Annotated in this window: 16 protein-coding genes; 9 read left to right on the forward strand and 7 right to left on the reverse strand. The window is 55.7% G+C overall.

Annotated features, from left to right (window positions below; all coding sequences use genetic code 11):
• Positions 1-64: 64 nt before the first annotated feature.
• Complete coding sequence (argH, locus tag ONV78_RS00615) at positions 65-1471, reverse strand: argininosuccinate lyase (protein ID WP_279500243.1); 1407 nt, start codon at positions 1469-1471, stop codon at positions 65-67.
• 172 nt (positions 1472-1643) lie between these two features.
• Here argH and ONV78_RS00620 point away from each other — a divergent pair, with 172 nt between their 5' ends.
• The 6 genes from ONV78_RS00620 (at position 1644) to ONV78_RS00645 (ending at position 8021) form a co-directional block, all read left to right on the forward strand.
• Positions 1644-2696 carry a sensor histidine kinase gene (locus ONV78_RS00620; protein WP_279500245.1) on the forward strand — a complete coding sequence of 351 codons (1053 nt, stop codon included), beginning with the start codon at positions 1644-1646 and terminating at the stop codon, positions 2694-2696.
• Between the two features lie 40 nt (positions 2697-2736).
• Entirely contained in the window at positions 2737-3474 is a 738-nt protein-coding gene (locus tag ONV78_RS00625; RefSeq protein ID WP_279500249.1) for a LytTR family DNA-binding domain-containing protein, read from the forward strand.
• Between the two features lie 120 nt (positions 3475-3594).
• Positions 3595-4530: a hydroxymethylbilane synthase gene (gene hemC / locus ONV78_RS00630; RefSeq protein ID WP_279500251.1), complete on the forward strand. Its 936-nt coding sequence runs from the start codon at positions 3595-3597 to the stop codon at positions 4528-4530.
• Positions 4514-5296 carry a uroporphyrinogen-III synthase gene (locus ONV78_RS00635; protein WP_279500253.1) on the forward strand — a complete coding sequence of 261 codons (783 nt, stop codon included), beginning with the start codon at positions 4514-4516 and terminating at the stop codon, positions 5294-5296. Before hemC ends, ONV78_RS00635 begins: the two co-directional genes overlap by 17 nt.
• Positions 5297-5370: 74 nt before the next feature.
• Positions 5371-6774 (forward strand): uroporphyrinogen-III C-methyltransferase, encoded by a 1404-nt coding sequence (locus tag ONV78_RS00640; protein ID WP_279500255.1) that lies wholly within the window; start codon positions 5371-5373, stop codon positions 6772-6774.
• Positions 6771-8021, forward strand: a complete 1251-nt coding sequence (locus ONV78_RS00645; protein WP_279500256.1) for a heme biosynthesis HemY N-terminal domain-containing protein — start codon at positions 6771-6773, stop codon at positions 8019-8021. The genes ONV78_RS00640 and ONV78_RS00645 overlap by 4 nt, the downstream gene beginning before the upstream one ends.
• A 20-nt stretch (positions 8022-8041) precedes the next feature.
• Here ONV78_RS00645 and ONV78_RS00650 read toward each other — a convergent pair whose 3' ends face one another.
• From ONV78_RS00650 to trxA, 4 genes are all read right to left on the reverse strand, one after another.
• Positions 8042-9043 carry a CDP-6-deoxy-delta-3,4-glucoseen reductase gene (locus ONV78_RS00650; RefSeq protein WP_279500258.1) on the reverse strand — a complete coding sequence of 334 codons (1002 nt, stop codon included), beginning with the start codon at positions 9041-9043 and terminating at the stop codon, positions 8042-8044.
• A gap of 10 nt (positions 9044-9053) precedes the next feature.
• On the reverse strand, positions 9054-10520 hold the full coding sequence (gene ubiD / locus ONV78_RS00655; RefSeq protein WP_305858119.1) for a 4-hydroxy-3-polyprenylbenzoate decarboxylase: 1467 nt from the start codon (positions 10518-10520) through the stop codon (positions 9054-9056).
• A gap of 133 nt (positions 10521-10653) precedes the next feature.
• Complete coding sequence (gene rho / locus ONV78_RS00660) at positions 10654-11916, reverse strand: transcription termination factor Rho (RefSeq protein ID WP_011394275.1); 1263 nt, start codon at positions 11914-11916, stop codon at positions 10654-10656.
• Positions 11917-12118: 202 nt separating this feature from the next.
• Positions 12119-12445, reverse strand: coding sequence for a thioredoxin TrxA (gene trxA / locus ONV78_RS00665; RefSeq protein WP_011394274.1), 327 nt, complete (start codon positions 12443-12445; stop codon positions 12119-12121).
• Positions 12446-12726: 281 nt separating this feature from the next.
• Here trxA and ppx point away from each other — a divergent pair, with 281 nt between their 5' ends.
• Entirely contained in the window at positions 12727-14274 is a 1548-nt protein-coding gene (ppx, locus tag ONV78_RS00670; protein WP_216735472.1) for an exopolyphosphatase, read from the forward strand.
• A 127-nt stretch (positions 14275-14401) separates the two neighbouring features.
• Here ppx and ONV78_RS00675 read toward each other — a convergent pair whose 3' ends face one another.
• Both ONV78_RS00675 and ONV78_RS00680 read right to left on the reverse strand, forming a co-directional pair.
• Positions 14402-15508: a branched-chain amino acid ABC transporter substrate-binding protein gene (locus ONV78_RS00675; RefSeq protein WP_216735471.1), complete on the reverse strand. Its 1107-nt coding sequence runs from the start codon at positions 15506-15508 to the stop codon at positions 14402-14404.
• 112 nt (positions 15509-15620) lie between these two features.
• Positions 15621-17558: an ATP-binding cassette domain-containing protein gene (locus tag ONV78_RS00680; RefSeq protein WP_347815404.1), complete on the reverse strand. Its 1938-nt coding sequence runs from the start codon at positions 17556-17558 to the stop codon at positions 15621-15623.
• A gap of 21 nt (positions 17559-17579) precedes the next feature.
• On the opposite strand from ONV78_RS00680, the gene ONV78_RS00685 reads away from it, so the two are divergent.
• Positions 17580-18143, forward strand: coding sequence for a TIGR02444 family protein (locus ONV78_RS00685; protein ID WP_279500263.1), 564 nt, complete (start codon positions 17580-17582; stop codon positions 18141-18143).
• A gap of 4 nt (positions 18144-18147) precedes the next feature.
• Positions 18148-18651 carry a DUF4124 domain-containing protein gene (locus tag ONV78_RS00690; RefSeq protein ID WP_241566945.1) on the forward strand — a complete coding sequence of 168 codons (504 nt, stop codon included), beginning with the start codon at positions 18148-18150 and terminating at the stop codon, positions 18649-18651.
• Positions 18652-18704: the final 53 nt, after the last annotated feature.

Below are 18704 nucleotides of genomic sequence, written 5' to 3' on the forward strand. Positions count from 1 at the left end.
AAGGAATGTAAAGGCCCGGGTCGGTTAAACCACCCGGGCGAAACCGCGATCAAACGCGGCAGATTTACATCTCAGTGTTGCGTTTGAGCCATTCCCGAGTACGGACCACAGCGGCGCGCACCTGTTCCGGCGCCGTACCGCCAATGTGATTACGGGCGTTGACGGAGCCTTCTAACGTCAGTACCTCGAACACATCCGCATCAATATCCGTGCTGAACTGGCGCAGCTCCTCCAGACTCATTTCGCTCAGGTCTCTGCCGCTGGAAACGCCCAGCGCCACCGCCTTGCCGACAACTTCATGAGCATCGCGGAAGGGCAAACCTTTACGCACAAGATAATCCGCCAGATCCGTTGCGGTGGAAAAACCGCGACGCGCCGATTCCGCCATGGAGTCACGATTGACCGACACCGCCGGCATCATATCGCCATAGGCTTTCAGGCATCCTTTGACCGTATCGATGGCGTCGAACAGCGGCTCTTTGTCTTCCTGATTGTCTTTGTTGTACGCCAGCGGCTGACTCTTCATCAACATCAACAGGCTGATGAGGTGCCCGCTCACGCGACCGCTCTTGCCGCGAATCAGTTCAGGCACGTCCGGATTTTTCTTCTGCGGCATAATGGAAGAGCCTGTGCAGAAGCGATCAGGCAGGTTGATGAAGTTGAATTGAGCGGAAGTCCACAGCACCAGCTCTTCAGAGAAACGGGACAGGTGCATCATCAGCAAGCTGGCGAAACTGCAGAACTCAATGGCGAAATCCCGATCACTGACCGCATCCAGAGAGTTCTCCGCCGGTCCGTTGAAGCCCAGCAGCTCACTGGTGTACTGACGATCGATAGGATAAGTAGTGCCCGCCAGCGCAGCCGCGCCCAACGGCAAGACGTTGAAGCGCTCCCGGCAGTCCAGCAAACGGCTGAAATCGCGCTTCAGCATCTCCGCCCAGGCCAGCATGTGATGACCAAAGGTTACCGGCTGCGCGGTCTGTAAATGAGTGAACCCGGGCATGATGGCGTCCGCCTCGCGCTCCGCCAGATCCGCCAGGGCGGCGATCAAACGCAGAAGGTCAGCGGCGATGACATCAACTTCATCGCGCAGATACAGACGAATATCCGTCGCCACCTGATCATTACGTGAGCGACCGGTATGCAGTTTTTTACCGGTGATGCCGATTTTCTGGGTCAGGCGCGCTTCGATGTTCATGTGCACGTCTTCCAGTTTGACCGACCATTCAAATGCGCCGGCTTCGATTTCCGCTTCAATCTCACGTAACCCATAGATGATCTGGTCGCGTTCTTCTTCAGTCAGCACCCCGACTTTGGCCAGCATGGTGGCGTGAGCGATGGAGCCGCGGATGTCGTGATGATACATGCGCCTGTCGAAATCCACGGAGGCCGTGAAACGTTCTACGAAGGCGTCGGTGGCTTCTGTGAAGCGGCCGCCCCAGAGCTTATCGGTAGTGTCCTGCTTTGTCATGATGGTCAAGTTGCCTCATACTTGGAAATGAATCGAAGCGCACGGAACCCATGCCCAACCTGTGGCATGATAGGTAAAGGCCCGCGATTATAACAGTTTCCCGCGCTCTGTAGACATGCAAGGCGACGGGTCGGGGCGTTTGTATTCGCCAACCAGCTTTGACGGCACAAAAATGGAGCAGTCCCCCAAGTCTTCGCACCCGCCAGGGGTGTTTCTACCAGAGCTTTGCAATGTTCAAGCGGTCCTCTTGATGGTGATCGCCACGGGGCTTTGCGCGCTGTTGTTTACGCTGATCTACGCCGGTCCCGGTCATTTCGACTGGGACTATTTCGCGCTCACCTCGTTATTCATGTTGTGGGTGGTGCTGACCAGCGCGCTGATTCTGTGTCGTCTACGCATACTCGGCGCAGGCTGGAGTATGTCGCGGCAGGCCCTGGTCGCTTACCTGATCGCCCCGTCCATTACGCTCATCTACGCCATACTCGCTAACGCCCTGTTCCGCAAAGGCGCATTGGAAGAGCCTGGATCAGGCTTCTGGTTTGTGGTGCAGGCGGTGGCGATCAGCGCAATCCTAACCGGGATTATCCTGCGTTATTTCTATCTCCAGCACCTCTGGCACCTGCAGCAAAAATCAGAGCTGGAGTCCCGGGTGCAGGCGTTGCAGGCGCGGATACGCCCGCACTTCCTGTTTAACAGCATGAACTCCATCGCCGGACTGATACCGATCAATCCCAACGAGGCGGAAGAGGCGGTGCTGGATTTGGCTGAGCTGTTTCGGGCCGCGCTGAAAGAGTCCTCGTCCCTGGCGCCGTTGAAAGAAGAGCTGGCTCTTTGCGAACGCTATCTGCGCATTGAACAACTCCGTCTCGGCGAGCGACTGACAGTTAAATGGGATATGCGCAATTTATCCGACGCCGCCCGAGTGCCGCCATTGAGCATTCAGCCGTTAGTGGAAAATGCGGTTTATCATGGCGTACAGCCCTCGGCGGAAGGCGGACTCATCACCATCACCGCTTACGAGCAAGGGTCCTGGCTGTATGTCTTGATCAGCAACCCTGTGCATAACGGCGATCCAAGCCAGGGACACAAAGGCAACCGCATCGCCATGCAAAATATACGCAGTCGTCTGCAGGCGTTTTTCGGCGATCAGGCGGTGCTGAAAACCAGTCAAATGGACGGCCGCTTTACCGCCACTATGCGCGCGCCTTTACATAAAAGAAGCTGAGCGGCTATAACATGCAACTCCTTGAACTCATGAATGCGATATGACGAAAGTGATCATCGTCGACGACGAGCCCCTGGCCAGAGAGCGCCTTAAGCGATTACTGCTGGACACTCATTATGAGGTCTGCGCAGAAGCCGCCGGGGGGGATGAAGCCCTGGAGCGCATTCGCCTCCACACTCCGGATATTGTCCTGCTTGATATTCGCATGCCCGGAAAAGACGGCCTGGAAGTGGCGGCGGAGCTGGCGCAACACCCTCAACCACCCGCCGTCATCTTCACCACCGCCTATGACGAATACGCCATCCAGGCGTTCCGGGTGCGCGCGCAGGACTATTTGCTCAAGCCTATCCGCCGCGAGGACCTGATGCGCGCCCTGCAAAACGCCACGCAAGTGAATCGCGCTCAGTTGCAAAGCCTGAAGCAAGAGATTAACGGGCAGGACGAGGAGCCAGCGGTGGTGTGCCGCAGCAGTCGCGGCATAGAGCGCATTAAAATCAGCGACATCCTTTATTTGCAAGCGGAACACAAGTATGTGACGGTGTTTCATACACAGGGAGAAACGCTCAGCGACCAGCCGCTGAAAGAGCTGGAGCAGGCCCTGAATCCCCATTTTCTGCGCATCCATCGCAATACGCTGATCAACCGCCACTACATAGAAATGCTGCAACGCCGCCACGACGGCCATTACGAGGTGCGCCTGCGGGGCGTGAGAGAAGCGCTTCCCGTCAGCCGACGCCTGGTGACTGAGGTCAAACAATTCCTGGCGCAGCCGACCTGATCGACCTCCAGCAAAGACAAGCGGCGGGAAAATGAGTATGCTAGCGCCTGCGGTTGGATTTACGTGTAATTTCAACCGACTTTTTCGCCGGATACGACACAATTAGCGCAATTTTAAACTATGCCGAAACAGCACCTTGTGATCGCCACACGTCAAAGCGCGCTCGCGCTATGGCAGGCGGAGCACGTCAAACAACGCCTTGAGGCGTTACACCCCGGATTGACCGTCGAACTGCTCGGACTAACCACCAAAGGCGACATTATTCTGGATACGCCGCTCGCCAAGGTCGGCGGTAAAGGGCTCTTCGTCAAGGAGCTGGAGACAGCCATGCTGGAGGGTCGCGCCGATATCGCCGTCCACTCCATGAAAGACGTTCCCATGGAGTTTCCACCCGGCCTGGGCCTGGGGGCGATCTTGGAGCGTGAAACTCCGACCGACGCGTTTGTCAGTAATCACTACGCCAGCCTGGATGAATTGCCTGAGGGCGCGGTCGTAGGCACCTCCAGTCTGCGCCGACAGTGCCAGCTTTCCGAGCGGCGACCGGATCTAAAAATCGTTTCCCTGCGCGGTAACGTCAATACCCGTCTGGCCAAGCTCGACGCCGGCGACTTTGACGCCATTATTCTTGCCGCGTCAGGACTGAAGCGATTGGGCTTCGCCGATCGCATCCGTGAAGAGCTGACGCCTGAAGTCAGTTTGCCCGCAGTCGGACAGGGCGCGCTTGGCATTGAATGCCGTCTCGACGATCCTGAAGCCATGGCGCTTATCGCACCATTACAGGATGCGGAAACCAGCGCGCGGGTGTCGGCGGAAAGAGCCATGAATCACCGCCTGCAAGGAGGGTGTCAGGTTCCCATCGCCGGCTATGCTGAAATTACCGGCGACCAAATGAGATTACGCGGCTTAGTAGGCAGCCCGGACGGAGTGGAAGTGCTCCGTGACGAAGTGAAAGGGCCTGTCGCCGCAGCGGAAACCCTCGGCACGGAGCTGGCCGAGCGTCTATTGCAACAAGGAGCAGGAAAAATTCTGGAAGCCGTGTATGGAAACCACTCTTAGTCAGGAGCTGAGCGGCCTCAGAGTGCTGTTGACCCGCCCTCAGGGAGAAAACGATTCCTTACGCGCGCTGTTGGAGCAAAGCAGCGCGGAAGTTCGGGTGTTGCCGGCCATCGCCATTGAGCCGCTGCCCGAAACACAAGCCATAAAAGACTGCATCCTCGATCTGGATCGCTATACTCATGTGATCTGCGTGAGTAAACATGCGTCGCGTCTATTGCTGGAGTTGATAGACGCCTACTGGCCACAAGCGCCACAGGGCGTGCGCTGGTTCGCCATCGGCGAGAGCAGCGCCGCGCCGCTACGCAGCTATGGACTGACGGTCAACACACCTGAGCAGGGCTGCGCATCTGAGCAACTACTGGAGCATTCCGGTTTGCAGGCACGCAACGAAGACGAGCCCCCCATGCGCGTGTTGATTGTGAAGGGCTGCGGCGGACGCGAGTTGTTAGCGGAAACCATGCAGGAGCGTGGCGCGCATGTCGCCACCTTGGAATTATATGAGCGTAAAGCGCTGGAATATGATCCGAATGATTTAAACGAAGCCCTCAAGCAATGGCGCCCGGAGGTCATCGTCACGTTGTCCGGCGAGACTCTGCTGCACCTTTGCCAACTGGGCCAGAATATCGGTTACGCCTGGGGCGACACGCTGTTCGTCATCCCCAGCGCCAGAGTCGCCACCCTGGCGCAGGAGAACCGTCTGAATTACAAAATCGCGCCGGAGTTATCCGACGAGGCCTTACTGGCCCTCCTCAAAACGGCATGTTAACCCTTCTCTATTGAAGGAGGGTCGCCGTTGCCTGCAGGCGCGTTGATTACTTAGATTACTGGGTAGGAACGAGTGTGACGGAAGAAGCAAAACCAAACAAATCAGAACAGCCGGAGCAGGAAAAGTCCGCTCTGGAACAGGAGCCCTCGACTTCTCCTGAACCCGGAATGGACCCCGCCAGCGCCAGGGAAAGCGCCACAGAGACCGAACCCGACGCAGGCTTGTCCGCATCATTTACTTTGTCTCGGCCGGAAGTCAGCGCAGAAAAAGATAGCGTGGAAGCGCCTACAACCGAATCCACCGCACCAGAACCAGAGCAGCCATCCATCAAGGCGGAAGACACGGTCAAAGAGCCTGTGTCCAAACCAACGCCGCCGCCATTATCTCCCCCGCCGCCCGCATCACCACCTGTAGCGGCGAAAGAGCCTAAGACCTGGCCTTTATGGCTGGCGATTCTTGTCCTCCTAGTGGTTATGGGCGTTGGCGCCGGTTGGTTTTGGACCTATATGCAGACCTGGCAAGCCAAGCTCGACCGCGCTATGGATCAGAGCCAAGCAGGAAAACAGCTTGCGGACGAAGTGGGGCGGCGTTATCAGGACCGCCTGGACAAACTGGACGCCGCCGTCGCCAAACAGCGTGAGAGTCAGACCCAGTTGCAACAGATGATGGACCAGACCGCGAGAAATCTGCTGAGCAAAGGCGAAACCGGCCGCATCGACTGGCTGTTCGCCGAAGCCGAATATCTGCTGCGTCTCGCTAACCAACGTCTGCACATGGAGAAAGACTACGTCGGCTCCCTCGCTATTTTACAGGCTGCAGACCAAGTGCTGGCGGAGACCAAAGAAGTCGCCGCCTATCCTGTGCGCAAGGCTTTGGCGGAAGAAATCGTCAGCCTGCAGGCTATTGCGGATATTGATCGACAAGGTATCTACCTGCGTCTGGAAGCCCTGATCAATCAGGTGGAAAACCTGGATCAGCGCCTGTTCCTGAAAGATACCGTCATGCTCAGCGACAACCCGGTTCCTGAGGAAGCGCCAACGCCAAGCGGCGAAAGCCATTGGTACGACAGCGCGCTGGCTTCCATGGGCAAACTCGAGAAGTACTTCTCTATTCGTCGCCTGGATGCTCCCGTTGAGCCGCTGCTGGCGCCAGAGCAAATTTACTATCTGCGCCAGAATCTCCGCATGATGTTGGAGCAGGCGGAACTCTCGCTGCTGGAGAAAAACCAGGACGTTTACGTGCACAGTCTGGAAAAAGCGGAGAAGTGGGTGGCGGATTATTTCGTCATCAACAACGCCTCCGCCAAGGCCCTGCTGGAAAACCTGCAACAGCTGAAGAAAGAGCCCATCGACCCAGAGTTACCGGATATTTCCACGTCCTTGCGTATGCTGAAAAACCTGATGGAGTCCTTGTACAAGCGTGGTGGTAAACCCACCACCGGCGCGCTCACTCTGGACCACAAGGAGCTGGCCTCATGAATTTCTATGCGCTGGTGCTGCTGATATCCCTCGCCATCGGCGTGGCGCTGGGCTTTTTAGTGCAATTGGACGCAGGTTATGTGCGCGTCTCCTGGCTGAACTGGCTGGTGGAGACCAACGTCTGGATCGCTTTCGCCCTATTGATCGGGTTTTACTTCGCCCTGCACTATTTGTTCAGAACCCTGTCGACCACTCTTGCAGTCAGAGCCGGTTGGCGGCAATGGCGCAAGAAGCGCAAATACAGCCGGGCGCAGCAGAATACCATTCGCGGATTGCTGCACTATGCAGAGGGCAACTGGAAGCAGGCGCAGAAATTTTTGTCCGGCAGTGCGGAGCAATCCGACACGCCTCTGATCAACTACCTCGCCTCCGCGCAGGCCGCTAACGAACTGGGCAATGAAAAAGAAAGCGACTTATTTCTAAAAAAAGCTTTCGACAACACGCCTGGCGGCGACGTCGCCATCGGCGTGACTCAAGCGCAATTGCAGCTGGCCCGCGGGCAGTTGGAACAGTGCCTGTCCACCTTGTTGAACCTGAGAAAGAAAACGCCCCACCACCCTTTCGTGCTGAAGTTATTGCAGCAGGTTTACACCCGCCTGAACGACTGGCAGAAGATGAGCGAGATCTTGCCGGAGCTGCGCAAATACAAAGTGCTGAAAGACGACGAGGTGGAAAAGCTGGAGTTGGAAACCTGGCTCAATCTACTGCGACAAGCCTGTGACGAAGCGTTGCGGACCCGCAAAGGCGAGTTCAACAGCGAGCCATTGAACGCCATCTGGGATCGCATGCCCGCTAACCTGCGCAAGAATCCCCACGTCATCTACGCCTATGCGTCACAACTGATGCGGCTTGGCGCTGGCGGACAGGCGGAAACGCTTCTGCGCAAGGCGTTGAAACAGCACTGGAGCGACATCCTGATTGATCTGTATGGGCAGATCGCCGGCGGCAATGTAGCGGAGCAATTACTGGCGGCGGAACACTGGCTCAAAGAGCGCCCCAATGACGCCAGCCTGTTGCTCGCGCTGGGACGTCTGAGCTTGAGGAATGAACGCTGGAGCAAAGCCAAAGAGTATTTTGAAGCGAGCCTGAAACTGAAACGTCGCCGGGAAACTTACTATGAACTGGCGCGTTTGTTGGCAGCCATGGACCAGCCCCAAGCCAGCAATGAATACTTTATTCAGGCGCTACAGGACAGCGCCAAACTGCCTGATCTGCCATCGCCGAAGTCGCAACGACGCAGCGCCTGATCCACACTCATCCAGGGGCGTCAGCCCCTGGGCGCATACTCCAGCACATCCGAAAAGAACTGCTCATTGGGTAGCCCCAATGGAGCCAGCGCATCCATCGCGGTATACACCATCGTCGGCGAACCGCTCACATAAACCAGACTGTTATCCCAATTCCGCCGTTCGGCCAGCACCGCACGCACCAGTTCCGCATGATGGCCCTGCCATTCGTTATCGCGGTTATCCGCCATCACTGGCGTGAAAGAGATATTCTCATAGCGTTCGGCCCAGTCTTCGGGCAGAGCGCGGGCATACATCTCCTGCGACTGTCTTACGCCCCAATATATAGACAGTTTACGGTCAAACCCTTGCGCCAGCAGATACTCAACGATGGACTTGATTTGCGCAAACCCGGTGCCTGCGGCGATCAGAGTGACATCCATATCGGGAACGCCGGAGATAAAACACTTCCCCAACGGCAAACGAGCGCGCACCACGGACTCAGAGGTCAGGTATTGATAGATCGACAGAGCGCTGCGGCTCTCCTGGTGAACCTGGATATGCAGTTCAACTTCCCTGGTTCCTGGCGCATTCGCAATGGAAAAGAAAGCCGCCTCGACGTCTGGAACCAACAGCTCCAGGTATTGTCCGGCGAAGAATTCCGGCAATGCGCCGGCAGGGGCCAGCAATTGCACTTGATACACATCGTCGGACAGCGCAGTGACCGCCTTAATTTGAAACGCCAATGTTTTTGTTTCCAATTCGTTTGGTCCCCAAATCCGTCTTAATTCAAACTCACAATCGCCCGCAGGCGTCGCTTTGCATAATAGAACTTCATCTGCGCCCAGGCGCCGACGCCCTGATTCTCCAGCGCCGCCCGCAACCTCTCCTTTTAGAAGTCTGGCCGCGCAGATATGACAGACGCCATTATCACACGCATGAGGAATCTTGTATCCCTGTCGCAACGCCGCCGCCAATATCGTCTCGCCTTCACCCGCATCAAACTCATGGTTCGAAGGTTGAAAGCGCAGGCGATGACGCATCAGCAGATCCTTAGTCAATGCCCAGCTGCGACCAGAGATCATCGACGCGCGCTTTAACGTCCGCGTCCATCTGGATAGTGCGGCCCCATTCCCGCTGCGTCTCGCCAGGCCATTTGTTAGTGGCGTCCAGGCCCATTTTGGAACCCAACCCTGACACCGGTGAAGCAAAGTCCAGGTAATCGATAGGCGTATTCTCCACCATGACGGTGTCCCGCGCAGGGTCCATGCGCGTCGTAATGGCCCAGATGACGTCCTTCCAGTCACGGGCGTTGACGTCATCGTCCGTGACGATCACAAACTTGGTGTACATGAATTGACGCAGAAACGACCAGACGCCCATCATCACCCGTTTGGCGTGACCGGGATATTGCTTCTTCATAGTCACTACCGCCATGCGATAAGAGCAGCCCTCCGGCGGCAGATAGAAATCGACGATTTCCGGAAACTGCTTCTGCAAGATTGGCACGAACACCTCGTTCAGAGCGACGCCCAACACCGCAGGCTCATCTGGCGGCCGTCCAGTATAGGTACTGTGATAAATCGGCTTCTTCCGCTGTGTAATACGCTCGACGGTGAACACTGGGAAACGATCTACTTCGTTGTAGTACCCTGTGTGGTCGCCAAAGGGACCTTCCGGGGCCATTTCTCCCGGATGAATGACTCCCTCCAGCACGATCTCCGCGCTGGCTGGCGCCTGCAGATCGCTACCGATACAACGCACCACCTCGGTCTTGTTGCCTCGCAATAAGCCCGCGAAGGCGTACTCTGACAATGTATCCGGCACCGGCGTCACCGCGCCTAGAATTGTGGCCGGATCGGCGCCCAAAGCCACTGCGACCGGGAACGGCTCCATGGGATGCGCTTCCCGCCATTCGCGGTAGTCGAGAGCGCCTCCCCGGTGCGACAGCCAGCGCATGATCAGTTTGTTGCGGCCAATCAGTTGCTGACGATATATCCCCAGGTTCTGGCGCGTCTTGTTGGGACCTCGCGTGATCACCAATGGCCAGGTCACCAGCGGGCCGGCGTCTCCCGGCCAGCAGGTTTGAATCGGATATTGATAGAGGTCGACGTCATCGCCTTCAATAATCACTTCCTGACAAGGGGCGGAGCTGACTTCTTTCGGCCCCATATTCATTACTTGCTTGAATATTGGCAGCTTGCTCCAGGCATCCCGCAGTCCCTTGGGCGGCTCCGGCTCTTTCAGAAAGGCCAATAGTTTGCCAATTTCCCGCAAACTCTCGACGCTTTCCGCGCCCATGCCCAACGCCACGCGCTCAGGCGTACCAAACAGGTTTCCAAGAACAGGAATTGAGTAGCCGCGGGGGTTTTCAAACAACAAAGCCGGACCTTCACGCCGCAGCGTACGGTCGCAGATTTCGGTCATTTCCAAATGGGGGTCGACTTCCGCAGTGATGCGTTTCAGCTCGCCGCGTTGTTCCAATATACGGATGAAGTCTCGCAGATCTCGGTATTGCAGACTCATAAGATTCGATATAGACAGGCTGGGATCGATGGATTCATAGGCGCACAATATAGGCGCAGCGGATAAAAGAAAACCCCTGCGCCGGTGGGCGACAGGGGCTTAAACTCATCTCAGGTCAGCCATGCGCTTAGCGCTTTTTCATGGCCTGGAAGAATTCGTCGTTGGTCTTGGTGTCCTTCAGCTTATCAAGCAGGAACTCCACCGCGGCGATATCGTCTTCCATAGAGTGCAGCAGCTTGCGCAGGATCCACACCCTTTGCAGCTCTTCCTCAGACATCAGCAGCTCTTCACGGCGAGTGCCGGAGCGACGGATGTTAATCGCAGGGAAGACGCGTTTTTCAGAAATTCTGCGGTCCAAATGCACTTCCAGGTTACCGGTGCCCTTGAACTCTTCGTAAATCACTTCGTCCATTTTGGAGCCGGTGTCAATCAGCGCCGTAGCGACGATGGTAAGGCTGCCGCCTTCCTCGACATTCCGCGCAGCGCCGAAAAAGCGCTTGGGACGTTCCAGCGCATGGGCGTCCACACCACCGGTCAGAACTTTGCCGGAGGACGGGATAATGGTGTTGTATGCGCGCGCCAGACGAGTGATGGAGTCCAACAGGATCACTACGTCTTTTTTGTGCTCAACCAGACGCTTGGCTTTTTCGATAACCATCTCAGCAACCTGAACGTGACGGGCCGGCGGCTCGTCGAAGGTGCTCGCAACCACTTCACCACGTACGGTGCGCTGCATCTCGGTCACCTCTTCAGGGCGTTCGTCGATCAGCAAAACCATTAAGTGAGTTTCGGGATTGTTGCGGGTGATGGACTGGGCGATGTTCTGCATGAGGAGGGTCTTACCGGCTTTCGGCGGCGATACGATCAAACCGCGTTGCCCTTTGCCGATAGGCGCGACCAAATCCAGAATACGCGCTGATAAATCTTCCGTACTGCCATTGCCGGCTTCCAGACGCAATCTTTCCTGCGGGAACAGAGGCGTCAGGTTTTCAAACAGGATTTTGTTGCGGGCGTTTTCAGGTTTGTCGAAGTTGATTTCATTGACTTTCAACAGCGCGAAATAACGCTCGCCGTCTTTCGGCGGTCGAATCTTACCGGCGATTGTATCGCCCGTTCTGAGGTTGAAACGGCGGATTTGACTGGGTGAGACGTAGATGTCGTCAGGGCCGGCCAGGTAGGAACTGTCCGCGGAACGCAAGAAGCCGAAGCCATCCTGCAGGATTTCCAGAACGCCATCGCCGTAGATGTCTTCGCCGCTTTTGGCGTGCTTTTTCAAAATACTGAAAATCACATCCTGCTTGCGGGAGCGAGCCATATTTTCCAGGCCCATTTCTTCGGCGATGGTCAATAGCTCAGGAACGGGTTTCTTTTTTAATTCAGTAAGATTCATAGGATCGAAAAACAGTTGACCTGATTGGAGAGGGTTAGGTTATAGATGGAAGAGTTTATCGTTTTACTTATTAATCCAGCGAAAGGAGGACTATCGCCAAAAAGTTGAAAGCAAAATCAGTATAGGTTGAATTATAGCCTTCGTCCAGAAAATTACGCGCATTTTGAGCAGGGGTCAGACCCCCGCTCAGAGAGGGCGTATATTAAAGGTTGCTGTCCAGGAAAGCCGTCAGCTGGGACTTGGATAACGCGCCTACTTTGGTCGCATCTACAGCGCCATTTTTGAACAACATCAGCGTTGGAATACCACGGATGCTGAACTTGGGCGGAGTCTTTTCATTTTCGTCGATATTCAGTTTGCAGATTTTCAGACGATCGCCATATTCTTCCGCGATCTCTTCCAATACTGGCGCAATCATCTTACAGGGACCGCACCACTCAGCCCAGTAATCCACCAGCACGGGGCCATCGGCCTTCAAGACTTCACTTTCAAAAGAGTCATCAGTTACGTTAACAATTCGGCTGCTCATTATTTAATCCTGGCTAAGAGGTGAATGCTTTTACCGACTACTATATAAGGTGGGCCTGGTAAAAATAACCTTAAAATCCGGTTAGGAAAATGACTTTGACGTCCTGTGAAAGAAGTGGTTCCATTCTCCGCCGGCTTATTTCGGTCGGCTGACCTTAATATTGGAGCAATCAGTACAACTGAAAATTGACCGCTTAGGTCGACTAATTCAGCAAGCAAGTTGACAATCTAAAACGAGATTTCCTAAATATAAGGTTTAGCGCAAGGATTTCAAGAGAGTTCATGACAATATCATCCACCACCCCGGCGGACGCCGTCTCTCCGGCGCCTACTTCTCCGGAGCTGATCGCCGCCATCGATATGGGCTCGAACAGTTTCCATATGGTCGTCGCCCAGCTGGTTCACAATGAAATCCGGCCGCTGGAGAAACTAGGCGAAAAAGTCCAACTCGCAGCAGGTCTGGACGCACGCAACTTCCTCGACGAAGCCTCCCAGCATCGGGCGTTAGCCTGCCTGGAGCGTTTCGCGCAGCGCATCAGCGGCATGCCCCGCGGCGCAGTGCAGATTGTAGGCACTAATGCATTACGGGTAGCGAAAAACGCCCGCGCCTTTATACGCAGGGCGGAAAAACTTATCGGCCACCCCATTTCAGTGATAAGCGGACGGGAAGAAGCGCGACTCATTTACCTTGGCGTCGCCCACTCACTTTCCGACGACGCCGACAACCGGCTGGTCATTGATATCGGCGGCGGCAGCACCGAATTCATCATCGGCCAACGCTTTGAAACCAAAGAGCTGGAAAGTTTGCACATGGGGTGCGTGTCCTACCGGGACCGCTTTTTCGGCGACGGTAAGATCACTCAGCTACAATTCGCCCGCGCCTTTGTAGAAGCCTCCCGTGAGCTGCTCAACATACGCAATCGCTACCGCAACGTCGGCTGGCACCATTGCGTCGGCTCCTCAGGCTCCATCAAGGCCATCGAACAAGTGCTCACCCACAACCAGTGGGGCATGCATAAAATTACTCCAGATGGTCTGGTTAAACTCAAAGATGAAGTTGTACGTCTGGGTAAAATCAGCCAGCTTACCAAGCTTGGCGTACGTAAAGACCGGCTGTCGATTTTCCCGGCGGGACTGGCGATATTGATGGCGGCGTTCGATGTGCTGCAAATCGAAGAAATGGAGTTCTGCGACGGAGCCCTGCGCGAAGGTTTGCTGTACGACATGATCGGCCGCATCCATCATGAGGACGTGCGCGAACGCACCATCAACAGCCTGCAGGAGCGTTATCATATCGACCGCGAGCATGCCGCCGCCGTCGAGGGAACCGCCGTAGCGCTATGGAAACAGCTCGCGGAGCAGTGGAAACTGCCAAACGAAGAGCTGACTGAACTACTACGTTGGGCGTCGCGTCTGCATGAAGTCGGTCTGGCTATCTCCCATACTCAATTCCACAAACACGGCGCTTACCTGATTCGCTATTCCGACCTAGCGGGATTTTCCCGACAGACCCAGCAATCGCTGGCGATGCTGATTCGGGTTCACCGCCGGAAAATTCTGGATACCGTTTTCGACGAATACGCGCTGGAAGATGCTGATCCATTGAAGCAATTAGCCGTGGCGTTGCGACTTGCGGTGGTCTTGCAACACTCACGTAACTGCGAAGTGCTGGACTCCGTCAAAGTGAAAGCGAACAAAAGATCATTAACGCTGATTTTCCCGAAAGACTGGCTGCAATCTCGCCCGCTGACCAGCGCTGACCTGGAAGCGGAGAAAGGCCTGCTCACCAAGTTCGGTATTGATATGGAGTTCAAGGAAGAGGACAGCTGAGCCTGAGGCTGTTCAGTCAGCAAAGTACTCAGTGTTTATTAAAGAAAACACTTGCTGATGGGTTAGAAAAGTAAGAAATCGAGAGTGGGAAAAGGGGCGCAAGATGGCGCCCCTTTCGTTCAATACATTACAGCGGTGTGGAAGTGCCGTCCTGATGCCAGGTAAACAAGCCGAACTCGAAGCCTTCAAGGTCGCCTTTGTCGTCCCAGGTCAGAGGGCCCATCGACGTATTGATGGTGTTTTCGCGCAGGTAATCCGCGACTTTTTCAGTATCGCCATCGCCCACTTTGTTCATCGCTTCAACCAGTGACTGCACGGCTGCAACGCTGGTCCACACGAAAGGTCCAGTAGGATCCTGCCCTTTTGACTTCATCAGCGCTACGACATCCGCGTTATTCGCGTTCAGGTCGTATCTGGCGGGTAAAGTTACGATCAGACCTTCGGAGGCAGGTCCTGCAATGGAGGAAATCTCTTTGTTGCCAACCGCTTCCGGTCCCATGAATTGAGGCTTGAAGCCCGCGTCGTTGCTTTGTCTCAGAATCAGACCCAGTTCTGGGTGATAACCACCGTAATAAACCAGATCGACGTTCTCTTTTTTCAGCTTCGCAATCAGGGAGGAGAAGTCTTTATCGCCGGCGGTAACGCCTTCAAACGCGACAACATTAACGCCCATGCTTTCCAGGGTGCTTTTTACAGAGCTGGCGATGCCCTCGCCGTACTGTTGTTTGTCGTGAATTACCGCCACGCGCTTGGGCTTGAGGTGTTCCGCGATATATTTACCGGCGGTGGGCCCTTGCGCAGAGTCCAGACCGATGGTGCGGAAAATGTAGCGGAAGCCGCGTTCGGTGATTGAAGGGTTTGTGGAGCAGGTCACCGCCAGAATGCCTTCGTCTTCGTAGACGTCGGTGGCGGGCTGGGTGGAACCGGAACACAAATGTCCGACCACATACTGCACGCCATCGTTGACGACTTTGTTGGCGACCGCCACAGCCTGCTTGGGCTCGCAAGCGTCGTCATATTCAACTGCTTCCAGCATTTTGCCCTTGACGCCTCCTGCTTTGTTGATCAGGTCAATGGCTGCGTGCACGCCGTTAAACTGCATCTCGCCGTACTGGGCGACTGACCCGGATTGGGGTCCTGCGATGGCGATTTTGATGGTTTCAGCGGCTTGAAGAGCGGAGGAGAGACACAGGCCGACTGCCAGCCCGGTCAGGGTGCGTTTCCACAGTTTCATGGGAATACTCCTTGCGAATATATTGTGATTATCGTGGTTGCAAGGACTCTAACTAAACTCCGTAGCGGCGAAGCGGTCTATAGGCATATATACGCATAGAGAGATAGGCCGATCAGAGCAGTCCTTCCAACTCCTCATTAAGCTCCAGCCAGATTTCTTCCGCCTCAGTCAGACGTTGGCGGTTCACCCGCTGGGATTCCAGAAGCGCTTTCAGTTGTTCCTTGTTTTGATCCTCGTAAAGATCTCCTTCTCCTAATTGCGCTTCAATTTCCTGCAGTTTGCCCTGCAACTTTTCTATCTCAGCTTCCAGTGTAGCTATTTTTTTCCGCAACGGGCTTAAACGCTGTCTTTTTTCCGCTTCGTCACGCTTTCGACGCTTACGGTCTTCCGCGCTTTCCTGCATTTCGGCGTCGGCGGAGTCATCGCTTTTCGCCGCTTCCGGCTGATTCGCGCGCAACCGGCTCAACAACTCTTTTTCGTAGTCTTCCAGGGAGCCGTTATAGGGCTCCATACGGCCGCCATGCACCCAGACGAACTGGTCCGCCATTGCCCGCAACAGATGACGATCGTGCGAAACGACGATGACCGCGCCAGGGTATTCCTGCAGCGCCATGTTCAGAGCGTGGCGCATATCCAGATCAAGGTGGTTGGTGGGTTCGTCGAGCAATAGCAGGTTGGGTTTGTTCCAGGCGATCAACGCCAGCGCCAGACGCGCCCGTTCACCGCCGGAAAAATTCTTAATGTCGCCCGCCGCTTGCTCGCCGGGGAAACCGAATCCGCCCAGGAAATTACGAATTTCCTGCTCCGACGCCTGCGGCCTGACTTTTTGCAGATGCTGCATCGGCGTTGCGCCTGGGTCCAACGCTTCCAATTGATGCTGCGCGAAGTAACCAATTCTTAAATGTTCACCGCCTGTTCTGCGGCCGAAAATCAACGGCAACTGTCCCGCCAGCGTTTTGATCAGGGTCGATTTACCTTCGCCGTTAGCGCCAAGGACGCCTAATCGAGCGCCGGGCAACAGCGTCAGATTTACATGCTGCAATACGGGCTCAGCGCCATATCCCAAGCCCCCGTCATCCACTACCAGCAACGGACTGGAAATCTTATCGCTGCACGGCAGAGAAAAACTGAACGGCGAATCCACGTGCGCCGCAGCAATCAGCTCCATACGCTCCAGTTCTTTCAAGCGACTCTGGGCTTGCTTCGCCTTGGTGGCTTTAGCGCCAAAGCGCCGCACAAAAGACTGGATCTCCGCGATACGGGTCTGCTGCTTCACATACAACGCTTGCTGTTGCGCCAGTCGCATCGCGCGCGCTTCTTCGAACTGGCTATAGCCACCGGCGTAAAGCACCAATGAACGCTGATCATAATGCAGCACATGGGTCGCCAGGTGATCAATAAAATCGCGGTCGTGGGAGATAAACAACAACGTCCCCTGATAACGCAGCAACCAATTCTCCAGCCAGACCAGAGCATCCAGGTCCAAGTGGTTCGTGGGCTCATCCAGTAGCAACAGTTCGGACGGACACATCAGCGCCTGCGCCAGGTTCAGTCGAATGCGCCAGCCTCCAGAAAACTCTCCAACCGTACGCGAGTGCCAGTGCGTCGGAAAGCCCAGGCCTTCCAGCAGGCGGCGCGCGCGCACTTCGGCGCTGTAACCGTCAATCAGGTCAAGCTCATGGTGCAAGCGCGCAGTGGCGACGCCGTCGTCCGCCTGCTCCGCCAGGGTCAGTTCGGCCTGTAATTGACGCAGTCGCTTATCGCCGTCGAGAACAAAGTCCAGCGCGGAGCAATCCAGCGCGGGCGTCTCCTGAGCCATGTGGGAGATACGGGTTCCGCCAGGAAAGGAAATGTCTCCCGAATCGGAGCCGATCTCCCCCAGAATAAGGCTGAACAAAGTGGATTTACCGCAACCGTTAGGGCCGACAATAGCGACGCGGCTGCGCGCCGTAACGGTGACAGTGGCGTTTTCCAGCAGATACTGGCCGGAACGTTGGATCGATAACTGATTTAGACTTAACATGGCGGCGGATTTTAGCACGCTTGCCATCGATTCATTAAAGAGTTTTCTATGAGCGAAAGCGCCCCTGACAGGCCTCAGCCCGAGGCCTCCAAAAACCCCGCCCAAGGCGGCCCGCCCCTGTTGGACAATCCGCTTTGGGACTATGCTCTGGCGCGCTATGCACACCCGCAAACTCAGGCAATCTGTCTGCAATGGCAAAACCAGTTTGGCGCCGATGTGAACCTGCTGCTCGCCTGCGGCTGGCTCGCCCTGCGTCAGCGTCGCTTTAACCCCGCCAGCGATTTCAGCGCCATCGATTCCTGGCGCGCAAAAATTGTTCTGCCGCTGCGAACCGCACGTAACGCGCTGAATAAACAAGACTGCCGCCAAAACGCGCTCAGACAGCGCATTCTTCAGTTGGAACTGGCGGCTGAACGCTACGAAATATCGCTTATTTATGCTTTACTATCAGGTACGGGGAAAGAGGATTTATCAGCGCCGCAGGAAGCGGTAAAAACGGTTGCTCTTTGCCGTCGCAATCTGCTTGATTACTTCTCCCGTCTCAATGACGCGCAGGAAGTGAATCAGGCGCAATTGAACTTGGTGGCCGCCAATCTGGTCATGGAGATGTAAACCTTTGAAGTGGATTTTTCGATTTCTGACATTGGCCTCGCTTGGGGTCGCCCTCGCCCTGCCCTTTTTTATTAAAGATAAGACAGGTTCGCCCATGTGGCGGCTGCCCTTACCGGAAGGAACCGAGACGCCAACGCTGATGACCATGGACAAAAAGCTGCCGGAGCAGGAAGTAGTGCGCCAGGTCTATAAATGGCGCGACGCTGACGGCGTACTGCAGTACAGCGACGCCCCGCCCCCCGAAGGCGTCAATGTCGACGTGATCAGCGTCAGCAACAAAACCAATATTATTCAGTCGGTCCCCACAGAGAAGAAGGAAGAGCGCCAGGTCGCCACCGGATCTCCTCGCGACGGTTTGCCTCCCGAGACGCGCAAGACTCTGGAGGAGGCGGAAAACAAAGACACCCTCAGTTTCGAACGCGCGCTGAACATCATGGATGAAGCCAAGGCAGTGCGCGACCTCATGAATGAACGCAACAAGCAGTTGCAACAAGTCAACGGCGGTTAGAACTGTGAACCAGGCCCGGGATACTGCCAGATCCCGGCGTTGACATCCCCTAG

It is taken from the genome of Hahella sp. CR1, from assembly GCF_029813005.1.
In the GTDB taxonomy this organism is placed as follows: Bacteria; Pseudomonadota; Gammaproteobacteria; order Pseudomonadales; family Oleiphilaceae; genus Hahella.

Excerpts from the sequence above, each read along its gene's own strand:
- argH (WP_279500243.1), bottom strand. The coding sequence starts at position 1,471 with ATGACAAAGCAGGACACTACCGATAAGCTCTGGGGCGGCCGCTTCACA.
- ONV78_RS00620 (WP_279500245.1), top strand. The coding sequence starts at position 1,644 with ATGGAGCAGTCCCCCAAGTCTTCGCACCCGCCAGGGGTGTTTCTACCA.
- ONV78_RS00625 (WP_279500249.1), top strand. The coding sequence starts at position 2,737 with ATGACGAAAGTGATCATCGTCGACGACGAGCCCCTGGCCAGAGAGCGC.
- hemC (WP_279500251.1), top strand. The coding sequence starts at position 3,595 with ATGCCGAAACAGCACCTTGTGATCGCCACACGTCAAAGCGCGCTCGCG.
- ONV78_RS00635 (WP_279500253.1), top strand. The coding sequence starts at position 4,514 with ATGGAAACCACTCTTAGTCAGGAGCTGAGCGGCCTCAGAGTGCTGTTG.
- ONV78_RS00645 (WP_279500256.1), top strand. The coding sequence starts at position 6,771 with ATGAATTTCTATGCGCTGGTGCTGCTGATATCCCTCGCCATCGGCGTG.
- ONV78_RS00650 (WP_279500258.1), bottom strand. The coding sequence starts at position 9,043 with ATGCGTCATCGCCTGCGCTTTCAACCTTCGAACCATGAGTTTGATGCG.
- rho (WP_011394275.1), bottom strand. The coding sequence starts at position 11,916 with ATGAATCTTACTGAATTAAAAAAGAAACCCGTTCCTGAGCTATTGACC.
- trxA (WP_011394274.1), bottom strand. The coding sequence starts at position 12,445 with ATGAGCAGCCGAATTGTTAACGTAACTGATGACTCTTTTGAAAGTGAA.
- ppx (WP_216735472.1), top strand. The coding sequence starts at position 12,727 with ATGACAATATCATCCACCACCCCGGCGGACGCCGTCTCTCCGGCGCCT.
- ONV78_RS00675 (WP_216735471.1), bottom strand. The coding sequence starts at position 15,508 with ATGAAACTGTGGAAACGCACCCTGACCGGGCTGGCAGTCGGCCTGTGT.
- ONV78_RS00680 (WP_347815404.1), bottom strand. The coding sequence starts at position 17,558 with ATGGCAAGCGTGCTAAAATCCGCCGCCATGTTAAGTCTAAATCAGTTA.
- ONV78_RS00685 (WP_279500263.1), top strand. The coding sequence starts at position 17,580 with ATGAGCGAAAGCGCCCCTGACAGGCCTCAGCCCGAGGCCTCCAAAAAC.